The sequence below is a fragment of the Nocardia yamanashiensis NBRC 100130 genome, from assembly GCF_001613325.1.
Classification (GTDB): domain Bacteria; phylum Actinomycetota; class Actinomycetes; order Mycobacteriales; family Mycobacteriaceae; genus Nocardia; species Nocardia yamanashiensis.
Genome location: NZ_BDCD01000042.1, coordinates 31,692 through 49,970 on the forward strand (window position 1 = coordinate 31,692; position 18,279 = coordinate 49,970).

Here is an 18,279-nt window from a genome sequence, read left to right on the forward strand (position 1 = left end):
TATGACCACGCAGGACCTGCGCCTGGAGGGTGTGACCAAGAGTTTCGGTGCGTTCACCGCGGTCGACAACCTCGAATTGACCATTCCCGACGGCTCGTTCTTCGCCGTGCTCGGCGCGTCGGGCTGTGGGAAGACCACCACGCTGCGCATGATCGCCGGGCTGGACGAACCCAGTTCGGGCCGGATCATGCTGGGCGACAAGGACATCACGCATCTGCGGCCGTATCGGCGGCCGATCAATACGGTGTTCCAGAGTTACGCGCTGTTCCCGCATCTGACCGTCGAGGACAATGTCGGATACGGGTTGCGGCGCAAGGGCATCGGCAAGACGCAGGCGCGGCAGCAGGCCGCGCAGATGCTGAAACTGGTGCAGCTGGAGGGTTTCGCGAGCCGCAAGCCCGCCCAGCTCTCCGGCGGGCAGCAGCAGCGTGTCGCCCTGGCTCGCGCGCTGGTCAACCATCCCGAGGTGCTGTTGCTCGACGAGCCTTTGGGCGCATTGGATCTCAAGCTGCGGCGGCAGATGCAGCTGGAGCTCAAGCGGTTGCAGACCGAGGTCGGGATCACCTTCGTGCACATCACGCACGATCAGGAAGAAGCCATGAGCATGGCCGATACCGTGGCGGTGATGAACGGGGGCAAGCTGGAGCAATTCGGTGCGCCGCAGGACATCTACGATTTCCCGGCCAGCGCGTTCGTGGCGAATTTCCTCGGGCAGTCGAATCTGATCGAGGCCACGGTCACCGGCAGCGGGGATCAGGTGAGCCTCGAGGCGCAGGGGCATCGGCTGGCCTTGCCCGCGGCGCGCTGCCGGGTCGCCGGCGGCGCGGCGCTGCTCGGCATCCGGCCCGAAAAACTCGGCATCGCAACCGATCCCGAGCAGGTGCCGGACGGGCGGGCGAGCGTGTCCGGCGTGGTCACCGACGCCATCTTCCTGGGCGTGTCCACCCAGTACCTGGTGCAGGCCGGCTGGGGACAGGAGCTGACCGCGCACGTGCCCAATGCGGGTCACGGCGAAATCATCAGCCCCGGAACGCAAGTGGCGCTGCACTGGAACCCGGATCACGCCTTCCTGCTCGGGAGGTCGTGATGCCCGCGCTGCTACCGGCCGCCGCCACCGGCGCGCCGGTCACCGAACCCGGCCGCAAACGCGGTCTCGCACCGTATCTGCTGCTCGCGCCGGGCATGCTGTTCCTGCTGGTGTTCTTCGCGGTGCCGACGGTGCAATTGCTGGCGGCGAGCATGTACGACCGGTCCGGATCGATCGAAACCGGGTACGCGCAGACGTTTTCGCTGGACAACTTCAGCTACGCCTGGGAGACCTATCATCCGCAGATTCTGCGGTCGCTGGGGTATTCGCTGATCTGCACCGTGCTGTGCGTGGTGATCGGGTATCCGCTCGCCTATGCGATCGCTTTGAAGGGCGGGCGGTGGAAGAACCTCATGCTGGTGGCGGTGATCGCGCCGTTCTTCACCAGTTTCCTGGTGCGCACCTTCGCGTGGAAGGCGATTCTGGCCGATACCGGTGAGCTGGTGGGGTTCTTGCGCGCCATTCATCTGCTCGGGCCGGACGGGCGGTTGCTGGCAACGCCTTTCGCGGTGATCGCGGGGCTGGTCTACAACTTCCTGCCGTTCATGGTGCTGCCGTTGTTCACCAGTCTCGACAAACTGGATCCGAAACTGCTGGAGGCGTCGGCCGATCTCGCGCACGGGCCGGTGCGGACGTTCTGGCGGGTCACGCTGCCGCTCACCATGCCCGGGATCGTGGCGGGCACGCTGCTCACCTTCGTGCCGGCGACCGGTGATTACGTCAATGCCCAGCTACTGGGAAACACCAATACGACCATGATCGGCAATGTGATTCAATCGCGGTTGCTGGTCGTGAAGGACATCCCGACCGGTTCCGCATTGTCCGTGGTGCTGATGGTGGCCATCCTGGTGCTCGTCATCCTGTACCTGCGTAAGACCGATACCGACGAGGTGGTGTGAAGTGGACCAACTCTCGGAACTCTCAGGGGCTTCGCCCCTGAAACCCCAGAAGCCGCAAAGATTCCGGTGGCTGCGCACCAACTGGGTGCTGTTGCTCGGCTATCTGGTGCTGGCCTACATGCTCGCGCCCATCGCCGTCATCCTGCTGCTGTCGTTCAATCAGCCCGGCAGCCGCAACACCACCTACATCCTGGATTTCGACGACTTCCATTTCACCTGGCACAACTGGACCGATATGTTCGGCCCGGCGGGGCTGCGCGACGCGCTCGGCATGAGCCTGCTCATCGGCGCGCTGTCCGCGCTGGTGGCCACCGTGCTGGGCACCGGAATCGCCTTCGCGCTGGCGCGGTATCGGTTCCGCGGGCGCTCCACGGTGCAGGCGCTGATCTTCCTGCCGATGGCCACGCCCGAGATCGTGATGGGCTCGTCCCTGCTGACACTGTTCATCGGGTTCGGGATCCCGCTGGGTTTCTGGGCTATCCTCATCGCACACGTGATGTTCTGCCTGTCGTTCGTGGTCGTGACCGTCAAGGCCCGGCTGGCAGGACTCGACCCCCGGCTGCAGGAGGCCGCGATGGACCTCTACGCGACGCCCTTCCAGGCGTTCCGGTCCGTCGTGCTCCCCCTGGTCTGGCCCGGCATCATGGCGGCGGCGCTGCTCGCGTTCTCGCTGTCCTTCGACGATTTCGTCGTCACCAATTTCACCGCCGGACAGGCGCAGACCTTCCCCATGTACGTCTGGGGCATCAATCTGCGCGGTATCCCGCCGCAGGTGAACGCGGTCGCCTCCGCGACCTTCCTGATCTCGCTGGTCTTCGTCATCGCCGGGCAGCTGCGCATGCGCCGCCGCTCCGACGACCGCGCCGCCACCAGCTGATTCCCCCGGCAGCCGCCGGTCGTCGCCCCATGCGCGGATCGACCGGCGGTTTTTCGCCATACCCACTCGGGGCTTTCGCGTATCCGCGCACCGGCCGCCCGGCCGGGAACATCACAGACCAACACGTCAGTAGTTGGGCCGGATCGGCTGGACCGTCCGGCAAGAGAGAAGGAGGAGATCGGCCATGCAGGCTAAAGGAAGCAAACTGTGGGCGTCGGCCCTGAACGATGCAGCGCCGACGCCGTTTTGGACCGACCGGCCCGAGCGGCCGACCCCCACGGACCCCTTGACCACCGCGACCCAGGCCGATCTGGCCGTCATCGGCGGCGGTTACAGCGGACTGTGGACGGCGCTCTTGGCCAAGGAACGCGATCCCGGCACCGATGTGGTGCTGGTCGAGTCCGCCCTGTGCGGGCACGCGGCCTCGGGCCGCAACGGCGGATTCTGCGCCGCCAGCCTCACCCACGGGCTGGCCAATGGCATGGAACGGTTTCCGGACGAGATCGCCCAGCTGGAACGCATGGGCCGGGACAACCTCGACGATATCGAGGACGCGATCCGCCGCTACGGCATCGACTGCGATTTCGAGCGCACCGGGGAAATGGAAGTCGCCACCGCGCCGCACGAACTCGAATGGCTGCAGGAAAGCCACGAGGGGGCGGTCGAACTCGGTTATCGCAGTGAGCTGTTCGATGCCGGGCAGGTGCAGAACATGGTGCACTCGCCCACCTATCTCGGCGGCTGGTGGGATCGCGACGGCGTCGCCATGCTCGATCCGGCGCGGCTGGCGTGGGGATTGCGGCGGGCCTGCCTGGAGGCCGGCGTGCGCATCTATGAAGGCACTCCGGTGCAGCGCATCTCGAAGTCGCACGGCGGCGCGCTGACCCTACACACCCCGCACGGTGAAGTCCGCGCCCCCCGGGTCGCCTTGTGCACCAGCGCTTTCCAAGGCCCTCTCGCCAAGGTGTCGCGGCACGTGGTCCCCGTCTACGACTATGCCCTGATGACCGAGCCGCTCACCCCCGAGCAGCTCGATTCCATCGGCTGGGGCCGCCATCGCATGGGCCTGGGCGACGCCTCCTACCGGTTCCACTACTACCGGTTGACCGGCGACAACCGCATCCTCTTCGGCGGTTACGACGCCATCTACCATTTCGGCGGACGCGTCTCCCCGAGTCTGGAGTACAACGAAGCCACCTTCGAAACCCTCTCCCAGCACTTCTTCCAGACCTTCCCGCAATTGGACGGCCTGCGCTTCACCCACCGCTGGGGCGGCATCATCGACACCTGCGGCCGCTTCTGCGCCTTCTTCGGCTCGGCCTACAAAGGCCGCCTGGTCTACGCCGCCGGCTACACCGGCTTAGGCGTAGGCGCAACACGTTTCGGCGCCGAAGTAATGCTCGACCAGCTCTACGGCCTCGACACCGAACGCACCCGCCTCCGCATGGTCCGCTCCCGCCCCCTCCCCCTGCCCCCGGAGCCCCTCCGCTCCGCAGGCATCAACCTGACGCGCTGGTCCCTGGCCCGCGCCGACAGTCACCAGGGCCGGCGCAACCTCTGGCTGAAGGCAATGGACGCCACCGGCCTCGGCTTCGACAGCTGACCGGCGCGCCCGCGCGCATCGAAATGCGCGCGGGCGCTTCAGCCTTCGGATCGCGCGGCGTCGTAACGGCGCCGCGCACCCGCGATGTATTCCCGATGCCCCTCGGCCCAATCGATAAGTGCGTTCACCTGACCGGACAGGGTCGCGCCGACCGGGGTCAGGCGATAGTCGACGCGGGGCGGGGACGTCGGGGTGACAGTACGTTCGATGAGGCCGTCGCGTTCCAGGCTGCGCAGGGTGAGGGTGAGCATGCGCTGGGAGATGCCGTCGATGGCGCGCTGGAGTTCCGAATAGCGCTGGGAGCCATCGGTCAGCAGGGACATGACCAGGACGCTCCATTTGTCGCCGACCCGGTCGAGGACGTCGCGCAATTGGCACACGGTGTGATCCGCGCCGACCTGGGGACGCACATCGGTGTTCGGTAGGCGGGGCAAAGTGCCTTCTTCCGTCATGGGTCCATGGTGATCGACACTCGGTACACGCACAAGAAGTACCTAACGAACAGAAAGTGCGGTGTAGCAATGGAAGTCGAGACGCTCACCTTCCCGGCTCGGACGGGGATGCGGCCGTTGACCACCGGGCGGGCGATTCCGCACGACCAGCTCGATCAGTTCTCGCCGCCGGAGATCCGGGGTGCGCTGGTGAAATTCGCGCAGGGACTGCCGGGGGTGTTCACCGGGCCCAGTCAGGTGTCGGAGCCGGCTTCGCTGGCCTTGCGATTGCGGGAGCCGCGGGGGCCGTGGGCGGCGTTCCTGCATCCGAGTCCGGATGAGTTCGGGCATATTCATCGTGGTGGGTTCATGCATTTGACCGTGCCCGACGCTTATGTCGCGCCATTGCTCGAATCGGGCTGGGCCGAACCGCATCCGATCAGCAGGCGACCGGAGTGGCCGGACGGCATCGTCATGTTCTACGCGCCGCGCGATGCTGCCGAACTGCGGATCGCCGAGACGGTGCTGCGGGCCTCCTGGGCGCGGGCCGCCGGGCTGTGAGGTCGGCGGCCATCACAATCCATCGAATTGTCAGGCGGGGCTGCGCAATACCAGGACGGTGATCTCACTCGGGGCGAAGAGGCGTAGTTGGGGGCCCCAGAAGCCGGTGCCGCGGCTGGTGTAGAGCTGGGTGTGGTCGCCGTGGCGGCTCAGGCCGGCTACTACCGGTTGATCCAGGCGGACGAGGTAGTGGAAGGGCCAGATCTGGCCGCCGTGGGTGTGGCCCGAGATCTGGAGGGCTACACCGGCTTTCACCGCATCCGGAATCTGCTTGGGTTGATGGGCGAGCAGGATCACCGGGAGGGACGGGTCCGCGCCGGACAGGGCGGCCGGGAGGTCGGGGCCGTGGCCGGGGAGGGCGCGGCCGGTGGGGTCGTCGACGCCGGCCATGATCAGGCTGTCGCCGTTGCGGGAGATCACCTGGTGCTCATTGTGCAGGGGCTTCCAGCCGAGGCCGGACATGTGCTCGATCCAGCCGGGGGCATCGCCGAAGTACTCGTGGTTGCCGGTGATGTAGAAGCGGCCGTATTCGGCGTTCACCTTGCCCAGCGGATCGACCTGGGCGCGGCGGGCGGCCACCGAACCGTCCGCGAGATCGCCTGCGTGGCAAGCGATATCGGGGTTCAGATCGTTCACGATATCGACCACGCGCTCCGACCAGCGCAGGCGGTCCAGCGCCGCGTAATGGGTATCGGTGACGACCACCATGCGCAGTCCGTCCAGACCCTGACCCAGTCCGGGAATGGTGACCTCGACGGTCTTCACCCGGGGAATACGCCGGGCTTCGTAGATCGCCCAGGCCACCAGGACCGTCGAGATACCGAGTACGCCGAGCGCGGCGATCCGCGCCGCGTCGGGACCGGGCACACCCGCCAGCCGCAGCACGCCCCGCGCCACCGCGCCGAGCACCGACCAGCTGAACAGCACCCACATCACGCCGAGCAAGGTGTCGCCGAAGATCGACGCCGCATCGGACTGGCGCGGCCCGTGCCCGAGCAGCATGCCCGCGGGCAGCGCCAGGTAGCCGGCCACGAACAAGGCGGTTCCCGCCCAGAACGCCGCCCCGTGCAGGGGTCCCGCGACGAGTACGAACCAGGGGGCCAGGAACAGCAGGGCCGGAATCGCGAGAACGAATACCGCCCGTGGAACATGCTTCACCAGATCATCCTAGGGATTCCCGGCGCGCCCGGCCGCCCGTCTCGCTGTGGGCGAACCGGCGAACCCCCGATCCGGATGCGAGGATGGCCAGCGTGACCGACGTGACTTCCGGCCGGGGCGGCCCGCTGCTCGACGACATCTCCAAGCGCATCATCGCGCAGTTGCAGGAAGACGGACGCCGCGCCTACGCCACCATCGGCAAGGCGGTGGGCCTGTCGGAAGCCGCGGTCCGGCAACGCGTCCAGAAACTCTCCGACGCCGGCGTGATCCAGATCGTCGCCGTCACCGACCCTCTCCAGGTCGGGCTCTTCCGTCAGGCCATGATCGCCATCACCGTCGACGGTCCCGTGCAACCGGTCGCGGACGCGCTGGCCGCCATCGACGAGATCAACTACGTGGTGGTGGCGGCCGGCCGCTACGACATACTCTGCGAAGCCGTCTGCCCCGACGACGAAGCCCTGCTGGACCTGGTCTCCACCCGCATCCGCGCCCTGGCGGGCGTCCGGCACGCCGAGATCATGGTCTACCTGAAACTCCGCAAGCAGACCTACAAGTGGGGCACCCGCTGAGTTTCAGCGCCCGGCGGTGAGCACGGCGGCCTGATCGCCGGCTTGCCCCCACTGCGCGGGCGGCGGCCCGAAGCTGTTGCGGGCGTTGGTGACAACGGTCTTGGCCATGGCCCGGTTGCCGACGCCGCCGATCACCGCGCCGATACCGGCGGGCAGGGTCTTGCCGAAGAGCAGCACGGCGCGTTTGGCCAGGAACGACACGATGAACTTGCGGGCCAGCGCATTGTCGATATTGCGGATCACCGGGAGGTGGTCGGCGACGACGCTCGCCCAGTCGCGCGCGGATTGGCTGGCGTTCTTGCCGAGCATTTCGGCGCCAGCCTCACCGAGAACGACCGTCACCACCATGGCCCGGCGTTGTTTGGGCGGCAGGTTCTCGATGCCGTGCACGGTGCCCGCCGATACCGCGTACATCGCGGAGGCCTCGAGGAAGAAGACCGATTCGAAGCCGCTGACCACCAGGCCGATCAGGGTTCCCACACCGGGGACGGCAGCGCTCAGTCCGGCCAGCGCGCCGCTGATAGTCACGACTGTCAGATAGCGAGTTTCCAATCCCCCGGCGATATCGGCGGGACTGCGGTCGGGATGCAACCGGCGCAGGCGGCCGACGTACCGGGTGGCGAGCGGCACCTGCACGCTCGTTCCGCCCCGCAGTACGACCTCGACGGATTTCTGCAGCATCTTCTCGAACATCACCAGCCCCTTCGCTCGACCCGTCCGACCTTAGGCGTGCACATCGGTACTGGTACCCACTCGACACCTGGGTTAGCCAGTTCGTTACTGACATCACCCAGGCGCCGGGTGCGATCAGGCTTCGCGATCGAGGGTGAGCGTGACCAGCGGCAGCGGGCGGTCGACCTTGGACTGGTAATCGGCGAGCAGGGGATTGTCGGCCAGGACCCAGGCGGCGAACTCGTCGTAGGCGGCGCCTTCGAGGACCTTGCCGGTGGCCTGGTAGGTCTTGTCGCGCAGTTCGATGGTGACCTGCGGGTGAGCTTTGATGTTGTAGACCCAGGCCGGGTACTTGTCCTCGATGAAGGAGCTCACGTAGAGGGTGTCGCCCCGGTAGAGCGGACCGAGCGGGGTCGTGTGCTGTTTGCCGCTCTTGGCGCCGGTCGTGGTCAGCAGGATGAGATCGCCGCCGGCGTACGCGCCGCCGACCTGCCCCGCGTTCTCGCGGAACTCCTTGATCACGCCGTCGTTCCAGCCGTTGATGCTGCCCGCTTCGTCCCACGCCTGGTTCCAGGGCGCTTCCGGGTCGTCGTAGCTGGTGATATCGGTCCGATTCGACTGTGCCGCGGTGAATTCCGTTTCGCTCATGAGATGAGTATTTCCGGGGACTAGGTCAGATCATGTCCTAGTTCGGCGAGTTCTTGGGCGAGATTTTCGCGGGCCGCGGATTCGTAGCGGGCGCGGGCGGTGGGTGTACGGAAGAGGAATTCCTGCCCGGCCAGTCCCTCCAGCACCGCGGCGCGGCCGGGCCGGAAGAATTCGTCCGGGACATGGGCGTATTCGGCGCGGACGGCCGCGGCGTAGGCGGCGTAGGTGGGTTCGTCGGCGGCGAGGATGGCCAGATCGGCATCGCAGAGCACCGCGCCGTTGGCATCGGCGGGGTCGGGATGATGGCCCGCCGTGAGCCGCACCAGACGGCCCACCTCGGCCACCGTCGCCGGATCCACGCCCAGGCCGGGCAGCACCGCTTCGGCCAATCGCGCACTGCGCTCTTCGTTTTCGCCGCGATCCACCGCGTAGACGGCGTCGTGGAAGAACGCCGCATAGCGCACCGCGTCGGGGTCCTCGGCATCGGCGGCCAGATCGTCGATGACGGTGAGCATGTAGGCCAGGTGGTCGACCGTGTGATAGCGGCGGTGCGGTTCCTGATAGCGGTGGATCAGGTCCTCCCCGATTTCGCGGGCGGCGGGACCGGCCAGTTCGATCCAGCGCTCCAGCAGTTCCGCGGCGGTGTTTCTCCCCATCCAGGCAGTGTGCCGAATCCCGGTCGCGGACAACAGGCTTTCGGGGGCGTGTGATTCGACACCGGCGCTACGGTGAGGCATGTTTATGCAGCCACGCCGATGGACGCCCCCGCGCGCCACGTCACGCACCCGGGAAAAGCGCAGTGTGCCGGCCATGCCGGAATTGCGGCGGATCGAACTGCCCGGACGTGGGCCGGAGGATGTGGTGATCGCGGCGGACGGGCGGGTGCTGACCGGTATCGACGACGGCGGGATACTGGCGGTGGATCCGGCGCTGGGCACCATCGAGCAGCTCGCGCGGACGCCCGGACGGCCGCTCGGGCTGCACGCGAATCCGGATGGGTCCGTGCTGATTTGCGATACGGTCGGCGGGCTGATGCGGCTGGAGAAGCCGGGCGGCAAGCTCGAAACCCTGGTGAACAAGATCGAGGGCGAGCCGCTGGAATTCCCGAGCAATGTGGTCGAGACCGCCGACGGGGTCGTCTATTTCACGCAGTCCTCGCGCCGCTGGCCGCTCGAACAGTGGATGGGCGACATCCTCGAGCACTCCGGCACCGGGCGGCTGCTGCGGCGCACCGCCGACGGGCGGGTCGAAATCCTGTTGGACGGCTTGAATTTCGCGAACGGGCTGGTCGTCGCACCCGATGGCGCGAGCGTGCTGGTCGCCGAGACCGGGGCCTACCGCATCACCCGGTACTGGCTGACCGGACCGCGCGCCGGAACCGCCGAACCACTGGTGGAGAACCTGCCCGGCTTCCCGGACAATATGCTGCTCGGCAGCGATGGGCTGGTGTGGGTTTCGATCACCTCACCGCGTAAACCGTTGCTGGACCTGCTGCTTCCGCTGCCGGGCCTACTGCGGCAGCTGACCTGGACGATTCCCGAAGCGCTGCAACCGAAGCCGGAGCGCACCGTCTGGGCGATGGCGTTCGGCCTGGACGGCACGCCGGTGCACGACCTGCAGCGCGAGGGCATCGACTACGCCATGGTCACCTCCGTCGCCGAACACGACGGGATGCTGTATCTCGGCAGCCTCAGCGAATCGGCCATCGCGGTCACGCACCTGCCCCGATAAAGCGAACGCCCCCTTCCGTTTCGGGAAGGGGGCGTCGTCGCAGCGAAGTCAGGACTTCTGCGCCTCGTCCTGCGCGTGCTGCGCCTGCGCCAGCTGCGCGGGCGTGTACCGCAGGGTGAGCGCGATCAACCCCATCACCGCGGTGCCGATCGCGCAGACGAACAGCACCAGCGTGTACCCGTTGCTCAGCGCGTCGATCTGGAGCGGCGACATATCGGTGATCTTGGTGCTGCCGCCGACCGCGAGCGTCCGCGAGGCCGCGACGGGGCTCAGCAGGCCGACCGCGAACGGCGTGCCCATGCTCATGAACATCTGCCCGACCGCCGAGAGCGGGCCGATATGCGCCATGTCCACGCCGACCAGCACGCACAGCGGCAGCACGCAGATGCCGATGCCGACCGCGAAGCCGACCACGGACAGCAGGATCAGCAGGGTCGGGAAGTATTCGGCCGAACGATCCAAAGTGGAGCCGAAGAACAGGCCGGCGGCCAGCAGCAGGGCGGCGCCGAACAGCAGCCAGCGGGCCCGCACCACCATGGCCGCCTTGGAGGCGACCGCGGTGCCGACGCCCGCGCCGAGGGTGAACGGAATACTGGCCAGACCGGCCATGAGCGGGCTGTAGCCCAGCACGTTCTGCAGGAACTGCGCGACGAAGAAGGTGGTCGCGCCGAGCACGCCCGATAGCAGGAAGATCGCCGCGAAGGTGATCACCCGGTCGCGGCTGTCGAACAGCGACCACGGCAGCAGCGGATTCTCCACATCGCGTTCGGCGAAGACGAAGACCACCAGCAGCAGCAGGCCGCCGATCACCGAACCGAGGATGATCGGGTTGTCCCAGCCCAGTTCGGGGCCTTCGGTCGCACCGAACACGATGGCCACGCAGGCGAGCGTGCCCAGCACCGCGCCCCGGATGTCCAGGCTGATGCGGTGGTGTTCGGTATCGCGCAGCTGATAGATGGCCCCGAGCACGATGAGAATGCCGATCGGGACGTTGATCCAGAAGATCCAGCGCCAATCCACTTCGGTCAGCGCGCCGCCGACCACCAGGCCGCCGACCGAGCCCACGCCCACCATCGACCCGAAGATCGCGACGGCTTGATTGCGCGCGGGTCCCGGCGCGTAAGTGCTTGCCACCAAAGCGAATGCGGTAGGCGCGGCGATGGCGGCGCCGGTGCCCTGCAGGGCGCGCGCCGCGATCAGCCAGGCTTCGTTCTGGGCGGTGCCGCACAGCGCCGACGCCAGCGTGAACAGGGCGACGCCGTAGATCAGCATCTTCTTCCGCCCGAACGAGTCGCCGAGCCGCCCGCCCAGCAGCATGAGCCCCGCGAACGGCAGCCCGTAGGCGGTCACCGTCCACGCACTGCCCGCACTGGACAGGCCCAGCTGCTCCTGAAGCCGCGGCAGCGCCAGAATCATGACGGTGCCGTCCAGCACCACCATCAGCTGCAACCCGCTCAAAACGAGAATCGCGAGCCCGAACGCCCGCTTGGTCACCGGATACTGCATCGTCGCAGCGGGGTTCTCGAGCACCCAGCCACTGTAATGGATGGTCTCACCGAACCCCCTCCCACCGAATCGCCCCGGACCATCATCCCAGCGTGCCGGGCAACCGGACCAGGTCAGGCCAGATCCGGTGCGCCCGCCGTGAATCCGGCGGTCGGGCCGATCACGATGATCGCGGGCGGGCGGATACCCTCGGCGCGCACCTGCTCGGCAATGGTGGCCAGATCGGCGCGCAGGATGCGCTGGGTGCGCAGGCTGCCTTCCTGGATGACGGTGGCCGGGGTGTCGGCGGCGCGCCCGCCCGCCATCAGGGCGTCGGCGAACTTCTCGATGCGCTCGACCGCCATCAGCAGGACGATGGTGCCGCGCAGCTTGGCCAGCGCGGGCCAGTCGACGAGGGAGTCCGGGTGGTCGGGGGCGACATGGCCGCTGACCACCACGAATTCGTGGGTGACGCCGCGGTGGGTGACCGGGATGCCCGCCAGCGCGGGCACCGAGATGGCGCTGGTGACGCCGGGGACCACGGTCACGGGGATACCGGCGTCCACGCAGGCTTCCAATTCCTCGTAGCCGCGGCCGAATACGTAGTTGTCGCCGCCCTTGAGCCGGACCACGAACTTGCCCGCCTTCGCCCCTTCGATGAGCGCGGCGTTGATGTGCTCCTGCGCCATCGCCCGCCCATAGGGGATCTTGGCGGCGTCCACCACCTCGACGTCGGGGCCGAGTTCGGCGAGCAGTTCGGGCGGCGCGAGCCGGTCCGCCACAACGAGATTCGCACGCGCCAGCAGCCGGCGGCCGCGCACGGTGATCAGATCCGGATCGCCCGGGCCGCCGCCGATGAGCGCGACGCCGGGAACCACCGGGGCCGAATCATCGGTCACCACACCGGATTGCAGCGCCTCGAGCAGCGCATTGCGCACCGCGGCCGACCGGCGGTGCTGCCCGCCCGCCAGCACGCCCAGGCTCATGCCGTCGTAGCGCGCGGTGGCGGGGGTGACGGCGGTGCCGAGGCGGGCGATATCGGCGCGCACGCAGAACACGCGGCGGCGGGTGGCCTCGGCGACCACGGCCTCGTTGGTGGCGGTCTCGTCGGTGCAGGCCATGGCGTACCAGGCGCCGTCCAGATCGCCGTCGGCGTACTCGCGAAGTTCCAGGGTGAGCTGCCCAGAGGTGGCCATGCCCTCGACGGCCGGGGTGACCTCGCGGCTGATCACGTGGACGTCCGCACCGGAGGCGATGAGCAGTCCGAGCCGCCGCTGGGCGACGGTACCGCCGCCCACCACGACGACGCGGCGGCCGTTCAGATCCAGGCCGACCAGGTAGTTCGGGTCGCCGGCGGGCTGTTCCTCGGAGGGGACTGACGTGTGCTGCACAAGGTTCGAGACTACGGCGTGGCGTCGGGCGCGCCGCAATCGACCGGCGTCCGTTCAGCAACTGATATCGAGCTCACGACGGCCGGCGCCCGGGTGCGCACGACCGGAAACACGGAAGTGGCCGCAGCGCGCGGGTTCTCGCCGTGCGCGCGCGGTTACCGGACATACCAACCGGACGTACTTATGCTTTTCCGCTATGGCTCGTCGCATTCTCGTCCTGCTCGCGGCCCTCTTCGCGCTGCTGCTCTCGATCACCGTGACTCCGCCGGCGCACGCCGAGTCCTATCGCGCCGCCGCCGGGACCGAGTCGAAGTACTCGCGACCGGGCCCGTGGAGCGTCATCGCGGAACAGGCCTTCACCTGCTGCGATTCGACGGGCGCGGCCTACGACATCTGGTATCCGGCCGACCTGGGCGCGGGCGGGTTCCGGCATCCGATCCTCACCTGGGGCGACGGCACCTGGGCACATCCGAATCAATACGACTACCTGCTCCGGCACCTGGCATCCTGGGGTTTCGTGGTGATCGCCACCGAGAACGCGCAGACCGGATCCGGGGTGGACATCGGCGGGTCGGTGGACGAGCTGATCGCGCTGGCCGCCGATCCGGGCAGCGTGTTCCACGGCAAGCTGGATACGGAAATGGTCGGCGCGATCGGGCATTCGCAGGGCGCGACCGGGGCGCTCAATGCCATGGCGCGGTCCGGGGGCGGCATCAAGACCGCGGTGCCGATCGAATTGCCCATCCAGGCGCTGTGCGCGACCGGATCGTGGTGCCCGGACACCGGCCGCCTCACCTCGGGATCGGTGTTCCTGGTCAACGGCTCGCAGGATGTGTTCATCTCACCCTCCGAACAGGCGCTCCCCGTGCAAATCGCCGGATTGCAGTCGGTGCGGGCGTATTACGAGGCGATCCCCGCCGGAATACCGAAGGTCTGGGGCACCCTGGTTGGCCCGAATCACAATGACGTCCAAGGCCAGCCGGATTGCGCCGCCGCGTCCTGGCCCTGCACGACCGGGGTCTACGGCTTCCTCGGCTACCCGACCGCTTGGCTGGCGGGCCACCTGCTCGGCGATGCCGACGCGCGGCGCGCCTTCGTACCCGGCGGCGAGTTCTATGCGCCGAATCCGCAGTGGGCCAACCAGATCGGATCGATCGGCTGACCCACCGCGGCCCGGACGCTAGCTCACGCCCCTCGGGTAGTCCTGCACCAGATGCAGACCGCCCTGCCGCACCGGCACCTTGCTCAGATCCGTCGCCGTCAGGGTGAGGACCACCGGATGCCCGTCCAGCTCGCCGGTGAGAATCAGGCGATCCTCCGACGGCCGTTCGAAGGTGAACGAGCCCAGGGTTTCCGTGCCTTCGGGCGGCGCCTTCAGCGTGATCCGGTGCGCGCCCGCGTCCAGATCGCTGAGCATCGGCACCAGCGCGCCATCCATGCGCTGATAGAACGCCATCTCCGGCCGCTCGAAAACCACCCGCTGCCAACGGGTCTCATCGGTGAGCAACGGCGGTACCGGCTGCCCGTCGCGCGTGAATTCACCGACCACCCAGATCCCGTACAGCTCCGACTTCGGCTGCCCCGGACCCCACTTGTGCCAGCCTTCCCAGCATTCGGCCACATTCGCGATGACGAACCAGACCGCCAGCACCGCACCCGTGATCGCCACGATGCGCTTGCCGCGCGGGGTGCGTCCCACCTCCGGCGTGGTCGACGGCCCGGTCGCGTGCCCGCTCAGCACCGTGAACAACCGGCGCGCGTCCGGGGCCAGCAGCACCAGGCTGATCAGCAGCAGGTGGAAGGACAGCAGCTTCACCGGCACGTCGAAGGTCATGTTCAGCACCCACACCTGGGCCATGCTCACCAGGCTCAGCAATACCCCGGCAAGCGCGGTGCGCGGCAGCAGGAGCAGCAGGCCGCCCAGCACTTCCGCGGCGCCGAGCAGCATTTCGTAGACCGGCGAGGCGCCGACCTGGTTCCACAGCACCGCCATATGGGTCAGGTCCCCGTACGGGGTGAGCAGGGTGGTCAGCGTGGGTTCGCCCATTTGCAGCGGAACCAGTTTGGCGAAGCCGTAACCCAGCATCTGCCCGGCCAGGACGAAGCGGAGGAACAGCAGGAACCAGGCGGCCACCCGCCGGTATTCGGTGCGCTTGCGATCCAGCACGCTCCACACCGCGGTCACCAGGACGGCGGTGATCAGAATGCAGAAGCACAGCACCCACAGATAGGTCTGATCGCCGCTGCCGGAATCCCATCGCAAGGTCGCGTCCACATCGAAGACGGTGCGGCCCACCCAGTGCACCGGGCTTTCCGGCCAGGTCACCATTTTCAGTTGCGCGTCGTCGGGCAACCATCTGGCGATAATGCCGAGAAAGGCGAAGATGGGCTGCGGGTAGATGACGCAGAACAAGGTCAGATAGCTGACCACGAAGCGGAATCCGATGCGCGCGAAGGGATTCCAAACCGGTTTCGGATCCTGCTCCGGCGCGCCGAGATCGTCGCCCGGATCGGCGATCACCTGTGTACTCATCCCGTCCTCTCCCTCACCGTTGCACTGACTCGACGGTAGAAAGCGGCGCCGCGCGGCACATCAGGCCGCAGCCCTGGTTTTTCCGGGCGCGCATACCTCGCAAGGACTACGTGCCAGCCCTACCACGGTCCTGTGCCTAGTCGAAATACCCCGGAAAAAACCACGTCTCGGTGACCGGTACTGAAAGTCCGAATCCCTGCACATTCGAATTGCAACAAGTTACATTTCTCACACCCGTGTAACCGGGGTCACAGCGGGCTGGACCAGGCCCGATACAGCTGCGACCCGCCGCTACACGCTCGACTCATGAGTGCGCAGGAGGCAACCGAATGTCGGCCGACGACCCCAACCAGAGATGGGAACTCACCGTCTCCGACGGCGACGACGCCGAGCTGGCGAGCAAACTCGCCCAATGGCTGGCGACCCGGGTCGATGCCGACGAACCGCCGCGGGTCACCTCGCTGACCAAACCGTCCACCGGCGGCATGTCCAGCACCACCCTGCTCTTCGATGCCGAATGGACCGAGCACGGGGAACCCGCGGGCGGTTCGTTCGTGGCCCGGATGCCACCGACCGAGAGCTCCTTCCCGGTCTTCGAGAAGTACGACCTGGCAACGCAATACGCGATCATGGCCGGGGTCGCCGAGCACACCGACCTGCCGATCCCGCCGCTGTGCTGGCTGGAGGAGGACGCGTCCGTGCTGGGCGCGCCGTTCATCGTCATGCGGCGGGTGAACGGCATCGTGTGCGAGGACAATCCGCCGTACGTGTTCTTCGGGTGGGTGTTCGACGCCACGCCGGAGCAGCGGCTGGCGATCACCCGGCACACGGTGGACGCCATCGCCAAGGTGCACGGGATCGACAAGCCCGCCGAGCGATTCCCGATGCTCGACGGTGAGGGTTCGGCGCTGCGGCGGCATTTCCAGGCGCAGAAGGACTGGTACGACTGGGCGCTGGCGCGCGACGGATTCCGGATTCCCGTGCTGGAGCGGGCCTTCGAGCATCTCGAGGCGAACTGGCCGGACGACACCGAACCGGATGTGCTGAACTGGGGCGACGCCCGCCCCGGCAACATCATGTTCGAGGACGGGAAGCCCTCGGCCGTGCTCGACTGGGAGATGGCCGCGCTCGGCCCGCGGGAGATGGATGTGGCCTGGCCGATCCTGATCCACCGGTTCTTCCAGGACATCGCCACCACCTTCGATCAGGCCGGGCTGCCGGACTTCCTGCGGCGCAGCGACGTCGAGAAGCTGTACGAGGAAGCCACCGGGCACGCCGTGCGCGACCTGGACTGGTACCTGATCTACGCGGCGCTGCGCCACGGCATCGTGATGGCCCGCATCCGCCGCCGCATGATCCACTTCGGCGAGGCCACCGACACCGACGACCGCGACGACTACGTGATGCACCGCAAGCTCCTCGAGGCTCTGCTCGACGGCACCTACGCTTGGGATTGAGAGAGATGAACTCCCTGATCGGACCGCTGGACGAATACCCCATCCACCAGGCCCCGCTGCCGGTGAACCGGGTCGTGCACAGCGACAAGAACTTCTACGACCGCAGCTACTTCAACGCCATCGACACCACCGGTGAGACCATGCTCATCACCGGATTCGGCGTGTACCCGAACCTGGGTGTGATCGATGCCTTCGCCACCGTGCGCAAGGGCGATACCCAACGCGCCGTGCGGTTCTCGGACGCGCTCGAACAGCGTTCGCTGAACCTGGCGGTCGGCGGCTACCGCATCGAGGTCATCGAACCGCTGCGGAAGCTGCGCGTCGTCTGCGAACACGACGACCTGTCGTTCGACCTGACCTGGGAGGGTTCCGGCCCCGCCATCCAGGAGGAACCGCACACCATCATCACCGGGATGAAGAAGGCGCTGATCGACGCGCAGCGCTTCGCGCAGACCGGTTCCTGGGCGGGCACTTTGCAGGTCGACGGCACCGATTTCACCGTCGATCCCGCCAGCTGGATGGGCACCCGCGACCGCTCCTGGGGCATCCGTCCCGTCGGCGACTCCGACCCCGCCGGGCGGGTGGCAGACGAGCCGTCCGAAGGCTTCTGGTGGCTGTATCTGCCGCTGCGTTTCGACGACTACTCGATCATCGTGATCCTGCAGGAAGAACCCAACGGCTTCCGCACCCTCAACGACGCCACCCGGGTCTGGAACGACGGCCGCGTGGAGCAATTGGGCTGGCCCCGAACCCATTTCACCTACAAGTCGGGCACCCGCATCCCCACCGGCGTCCGTGTCGACCTCACCGCCGCCGACGGCAAGCCGCTCGAGCTCGAGGTGGAAGCCGGCACCTTCATCGCCCTCAATGTCGGCTGCGGCTACGGCGGCGATCCCGACTGGCTGCACGGGCAATGGAAGGGCCGCAACTGGTCCGAGTCCAAGCTCTACGACCTCACCGACCCCGCCATCGCCGGCCGCATCCCGTTCGGCGTCATCGACCACGTCGGCAAGGCCCGCTGCGGCGACGACATCGGCTACGGCCTGTTCGAACACGGCTCCCTGGGCCGCCACGATCCCACCGGCTTCGCCGACTGGGGCTCCGTAGCGCCGTAACCCCCGATCAGCGGGCCTCCAACCCACGCGCAGGAGGCCCGCCCCGCCGCATCCGCCCACAA

Annotated in this window: 18 protein-coding genes; 10 read left to right on the forward strand and 8 right to left on the reverse strand. The window is 67.6% G+C overall.

Features of this window, described 5'->3' with window-relative positions; all coding sequences use genetic code 11:
* The first annotated feature begins 1 nt into the window (after position 1).
* The 4 genes from NY1_RS36985 to NY1_RS37000 all read left to right on the forward strand — a co-directional run bounded on the left by NY1_RS36985 (position 2) and on the right by NY1_RS37000 (position 4,466).
* Positions 2–1,087, forward strand: a complete 1,086-nt coding sequence (locus NY1_RS36985; protein WP_067721884.1) for an ABC transporter ATP-binding protein — start codon at positions 2–4, stop codon at positions 1,085–1,087.
* Positions 1,087–1,986 carry an ABC transporter permease gene (locus NY1_RS36990; RefSeq protein ID WP_067721887.1) on the forward strand — a complete coding sequence of 300 codons (900 nt, stop codon included), beginning with the start codon at positions 1,087–1,089 and terminating at the stop codon, positions 1,984–1,986. The genes NY1_RS36985 and NY1_RS36990 overlap by 1 nt, the downstream gene beginning before the upstream one ends.
* Position 1,987: 1 nt before the next feature.
* Positions 1,988–2,863 carry an ABC transporter permease gene (locus tag NY1_RS36995; RefSeq protein ID WP_218028540.1) on the forward strand — a complete coding sequence of 292 codons (876 nt, stop codon included), beginning with the start codon at positions 1,988–1,990 and terminating at the stop codon, positions 2,861–2,863.
* Positions 2,864–3,047: 184 nt separating this feature from the next.
* Positions 3,048–4,466: an NAD(P)/FAD-dependent oxidoreductase gene (locus NY1_RS37000; protein WP_067721889.1), complete on the forward strand. Its 1,419-nt coding sequence runs from the start codon at positions 3,048–3,050 to the stop codon at positions 4,464–4,466.
* Positions 4,467–4,504: 38 nt separating this feature from the next.
* Here NY1_RS37000 and NY1_RS37005 read toward each other — a convergent pair whose 3' ends face one another.
* Complete coding sequence (locus NY1_RS37005) at positions 4,505–4,918, reverse strand: winged helix-turn-helix transcriptional regulator (RefSeq protein WP_084536059.1); 414 nt, start codon at positions 4,916–4,918, stop codon at positions 4,505–4,507.
* Positions 4,919–4,987: 69 nt separating this feature from the next.
* Here NY1_RS37005 and NY1_RS37010 point away from each other — a divergent pair, with 69 nt between their 5' ends.
* Complete coding sequence (locus NY1_RS37010) at positions 4,988–5,458, forward strand: luciferase domain-containing protein (protein WP_067721890.1); 471 nt, start codon at positions 4,988–4,990, stop codon at positions 5,456–5,458.
* A 30-nt stretch (positions 5,459–5,488) separates the two neighbouring features.
* On the opposite strand, the gene NY1_RS37015 is transcribed toward NY1_RS37010, so the two are convergent.
* Positions 5,489–6,616 (reverse strand): metallophosphoesterase, encoded by a 1,128-nt coding sequence (locus NY1_RS37015; RefSeq protein ID WP_067721891.1) that lies wholly within the window; start codon positions 6,614–6,616, stop codon positions 5,489–5,491.
* Positions 6,617–6,699: 83 nt separating this feature from the next.
* On the opposite strand from NY1_RS37015, the gene NY1_RS37020 reads away from it, so the two are divergent.
* Positions 6,700–7,185, forward strand: coding sequence for an Lrp/AsnC family transcriptional regulator (locus tag NY1_RS37020; protein ID WP_067721892.1), 486 nt, complete (start codon positions 6,700–6,702; stop codon positions 7,183–7,185).
* 3 nt (positions 7,186–7,188) lie between these two features.
* On the opposite strand, the gene NY1_RS37025 is transcribed toward NY1_RS37020, so the two are convergent.
* The 3 genes from NY1_RS37025 to NY1_RS37035 all read right to left on the reverse strand — a co-directional run bounded on the left by NY1_RS37025 (position 7,189) and on the right by NY1_RS37035 (position 9,161).
* Positions 7,189–7,878 carry a hypothetical protein gene (locus tag NY1_RS37025; RefSeq protein ID WP_067721894.1) on the reverse strand — a complete coding sequence of 230 codons (690 nt, stop codon included), beginning with the start codon at positions 7,876–7,878 and terminating at the stop codon, positions 7,189–7,191.
* A 114-nt stretch (positions 7,879–7,992) separates the two neighbouring features.
* Positions 7,993–8,505: a nitroreductase/quinone reductase family protein gene (locus NY1_RS37030; RefSeq protein ID WP_067721896.1), complete on the reverse strand. Its 513-nt coding sequence runs from the start codon at positions 8,503–8,505 to the stop codon at positions 7,993–7,995.
* Between the two features lie 20 nt (positions 8,506–8,525).
* The gene (locus NY1_RS37035) at positions 8,526–9,161 is read right to left on the reverse strand and encodes an HD domain-containing protein (protein WP_067721950.1); all 636 of its coding nucleotides are present in this window, start codon (positions 9,159–9,161) and stop codon (positions 8,526–8,528) included.
* A 154-nt stretch (positions 9,162–9,315) separates the two neighbouring features.
* Here NY1_RS37035 and NY1_RS37040 point away from each other — a divergent pair, with 154 nt between their 5' ends.
* The gene (locus NY1_RS37040; protein WP_067721898.1) at positions 9,316–10,236 is read left to right on the forward strand and encodes an SMP-30/gluconolactonase/LRE family protein; all 921 of its coding nucleotides are present in this window, start codon (positions 9,316–9,318) and stop codon (positions 10,234–10,236) included.
* Positions 10,237–10,284: 48 nt separating this feature from the next.
* Here NY1_RS37040 and NY1_RS37045 read toward each other — a convergent pair whose 3' ends face one another.
* Positions 10,285–11,766 carry an MFS transporter gene (locus NY1_RS37045; RefSeq protein WP_233037505.1) on the reverse strand — a complete coding sequence of 494 codons (1,482 nt, stop codon included), beginning with the start codon at positions 11,764–11,766 and terminating at the stop codon, positions 10,285–10,287.
* A gap of 89 nt (positions 11,767–11,855) precedes the next feature.
* A complete protein-coding gene (gene cobA / locus NY1_RS37050; RefSeq protein WP_067721902.1) occupies positions 11,856–13,112 on the reverse strand; it encodes a uroporphyrinogen-III C-methyltransferase in 1,257 nt (418 codons plus the stop codon).
* 196 nt (positions 13,113–13,308) lie between these two features.
* On the opposite strand from cobA, the gene NY1_RS37055 reads away from it, so the two are divergent.
* Positions 13,309–14,274, forward strand: a complete 966-nt coding sequence (locus NY1_RS37055) for a poly(ethylene terephthalate) hydrolase family protein (RefSeq protein ID WP_067721904.1) — start codon at positions 13,309–13,311, stop codon at positions 14,272–14,274.
* 18 nt (positions 14,275–14,292) lie between these two features.
* Here the strand turns inward: NY1_RS37055 and NY1_RS37060 are convergent, their stop codons facing one another.
* Positions 14,293–15,645, reverse strand: a complete 1,353-nt coding sequence (locus NY1_RS37060) for a DoxX family protein (RefSeq protein WP_067721907.1) — start codon at positions 15,643–15,645, stop codon at positions 14,293–14,295.
* 329 nt (positions 15,646–15,974) lie between these two features.
* On the opposite strand from NY1_RS37060, the gene NY1_RS37065 reads away from it, so the two are divergent.
* Together NY1_RS37065 and NY1_RS37070 are read left to right on the forward strand one after the other, a co-directional pair.
* The gene (locus NY1_RS37065; protein ID WP_067721909.1) at positions 15,975–17,102 is read left to right on the forward strand and encodes a phosphotransferase family protein; all 1,128 of its coding nucleotides are present in this window, start codon (positions 15,975–15,977) and stop codon (positions 17,100–17,102) included.
* A gap of 14 nt (positions 17,103–17,116) precedes the next feature.
* Positions 17,117–18,217 (forward strand): Rv3169 family protein, encoded by a 1,101-nt coding sequence (locus tag NY1_RS37070; RefSeq protein ID WP_067721952.1) that lies wholly within the window; start codon positions 17,117–17,119, stop codon positions 18,215–18,217.
* Positions 18,218–18,279: the final 62 nt, after the last annotated feature.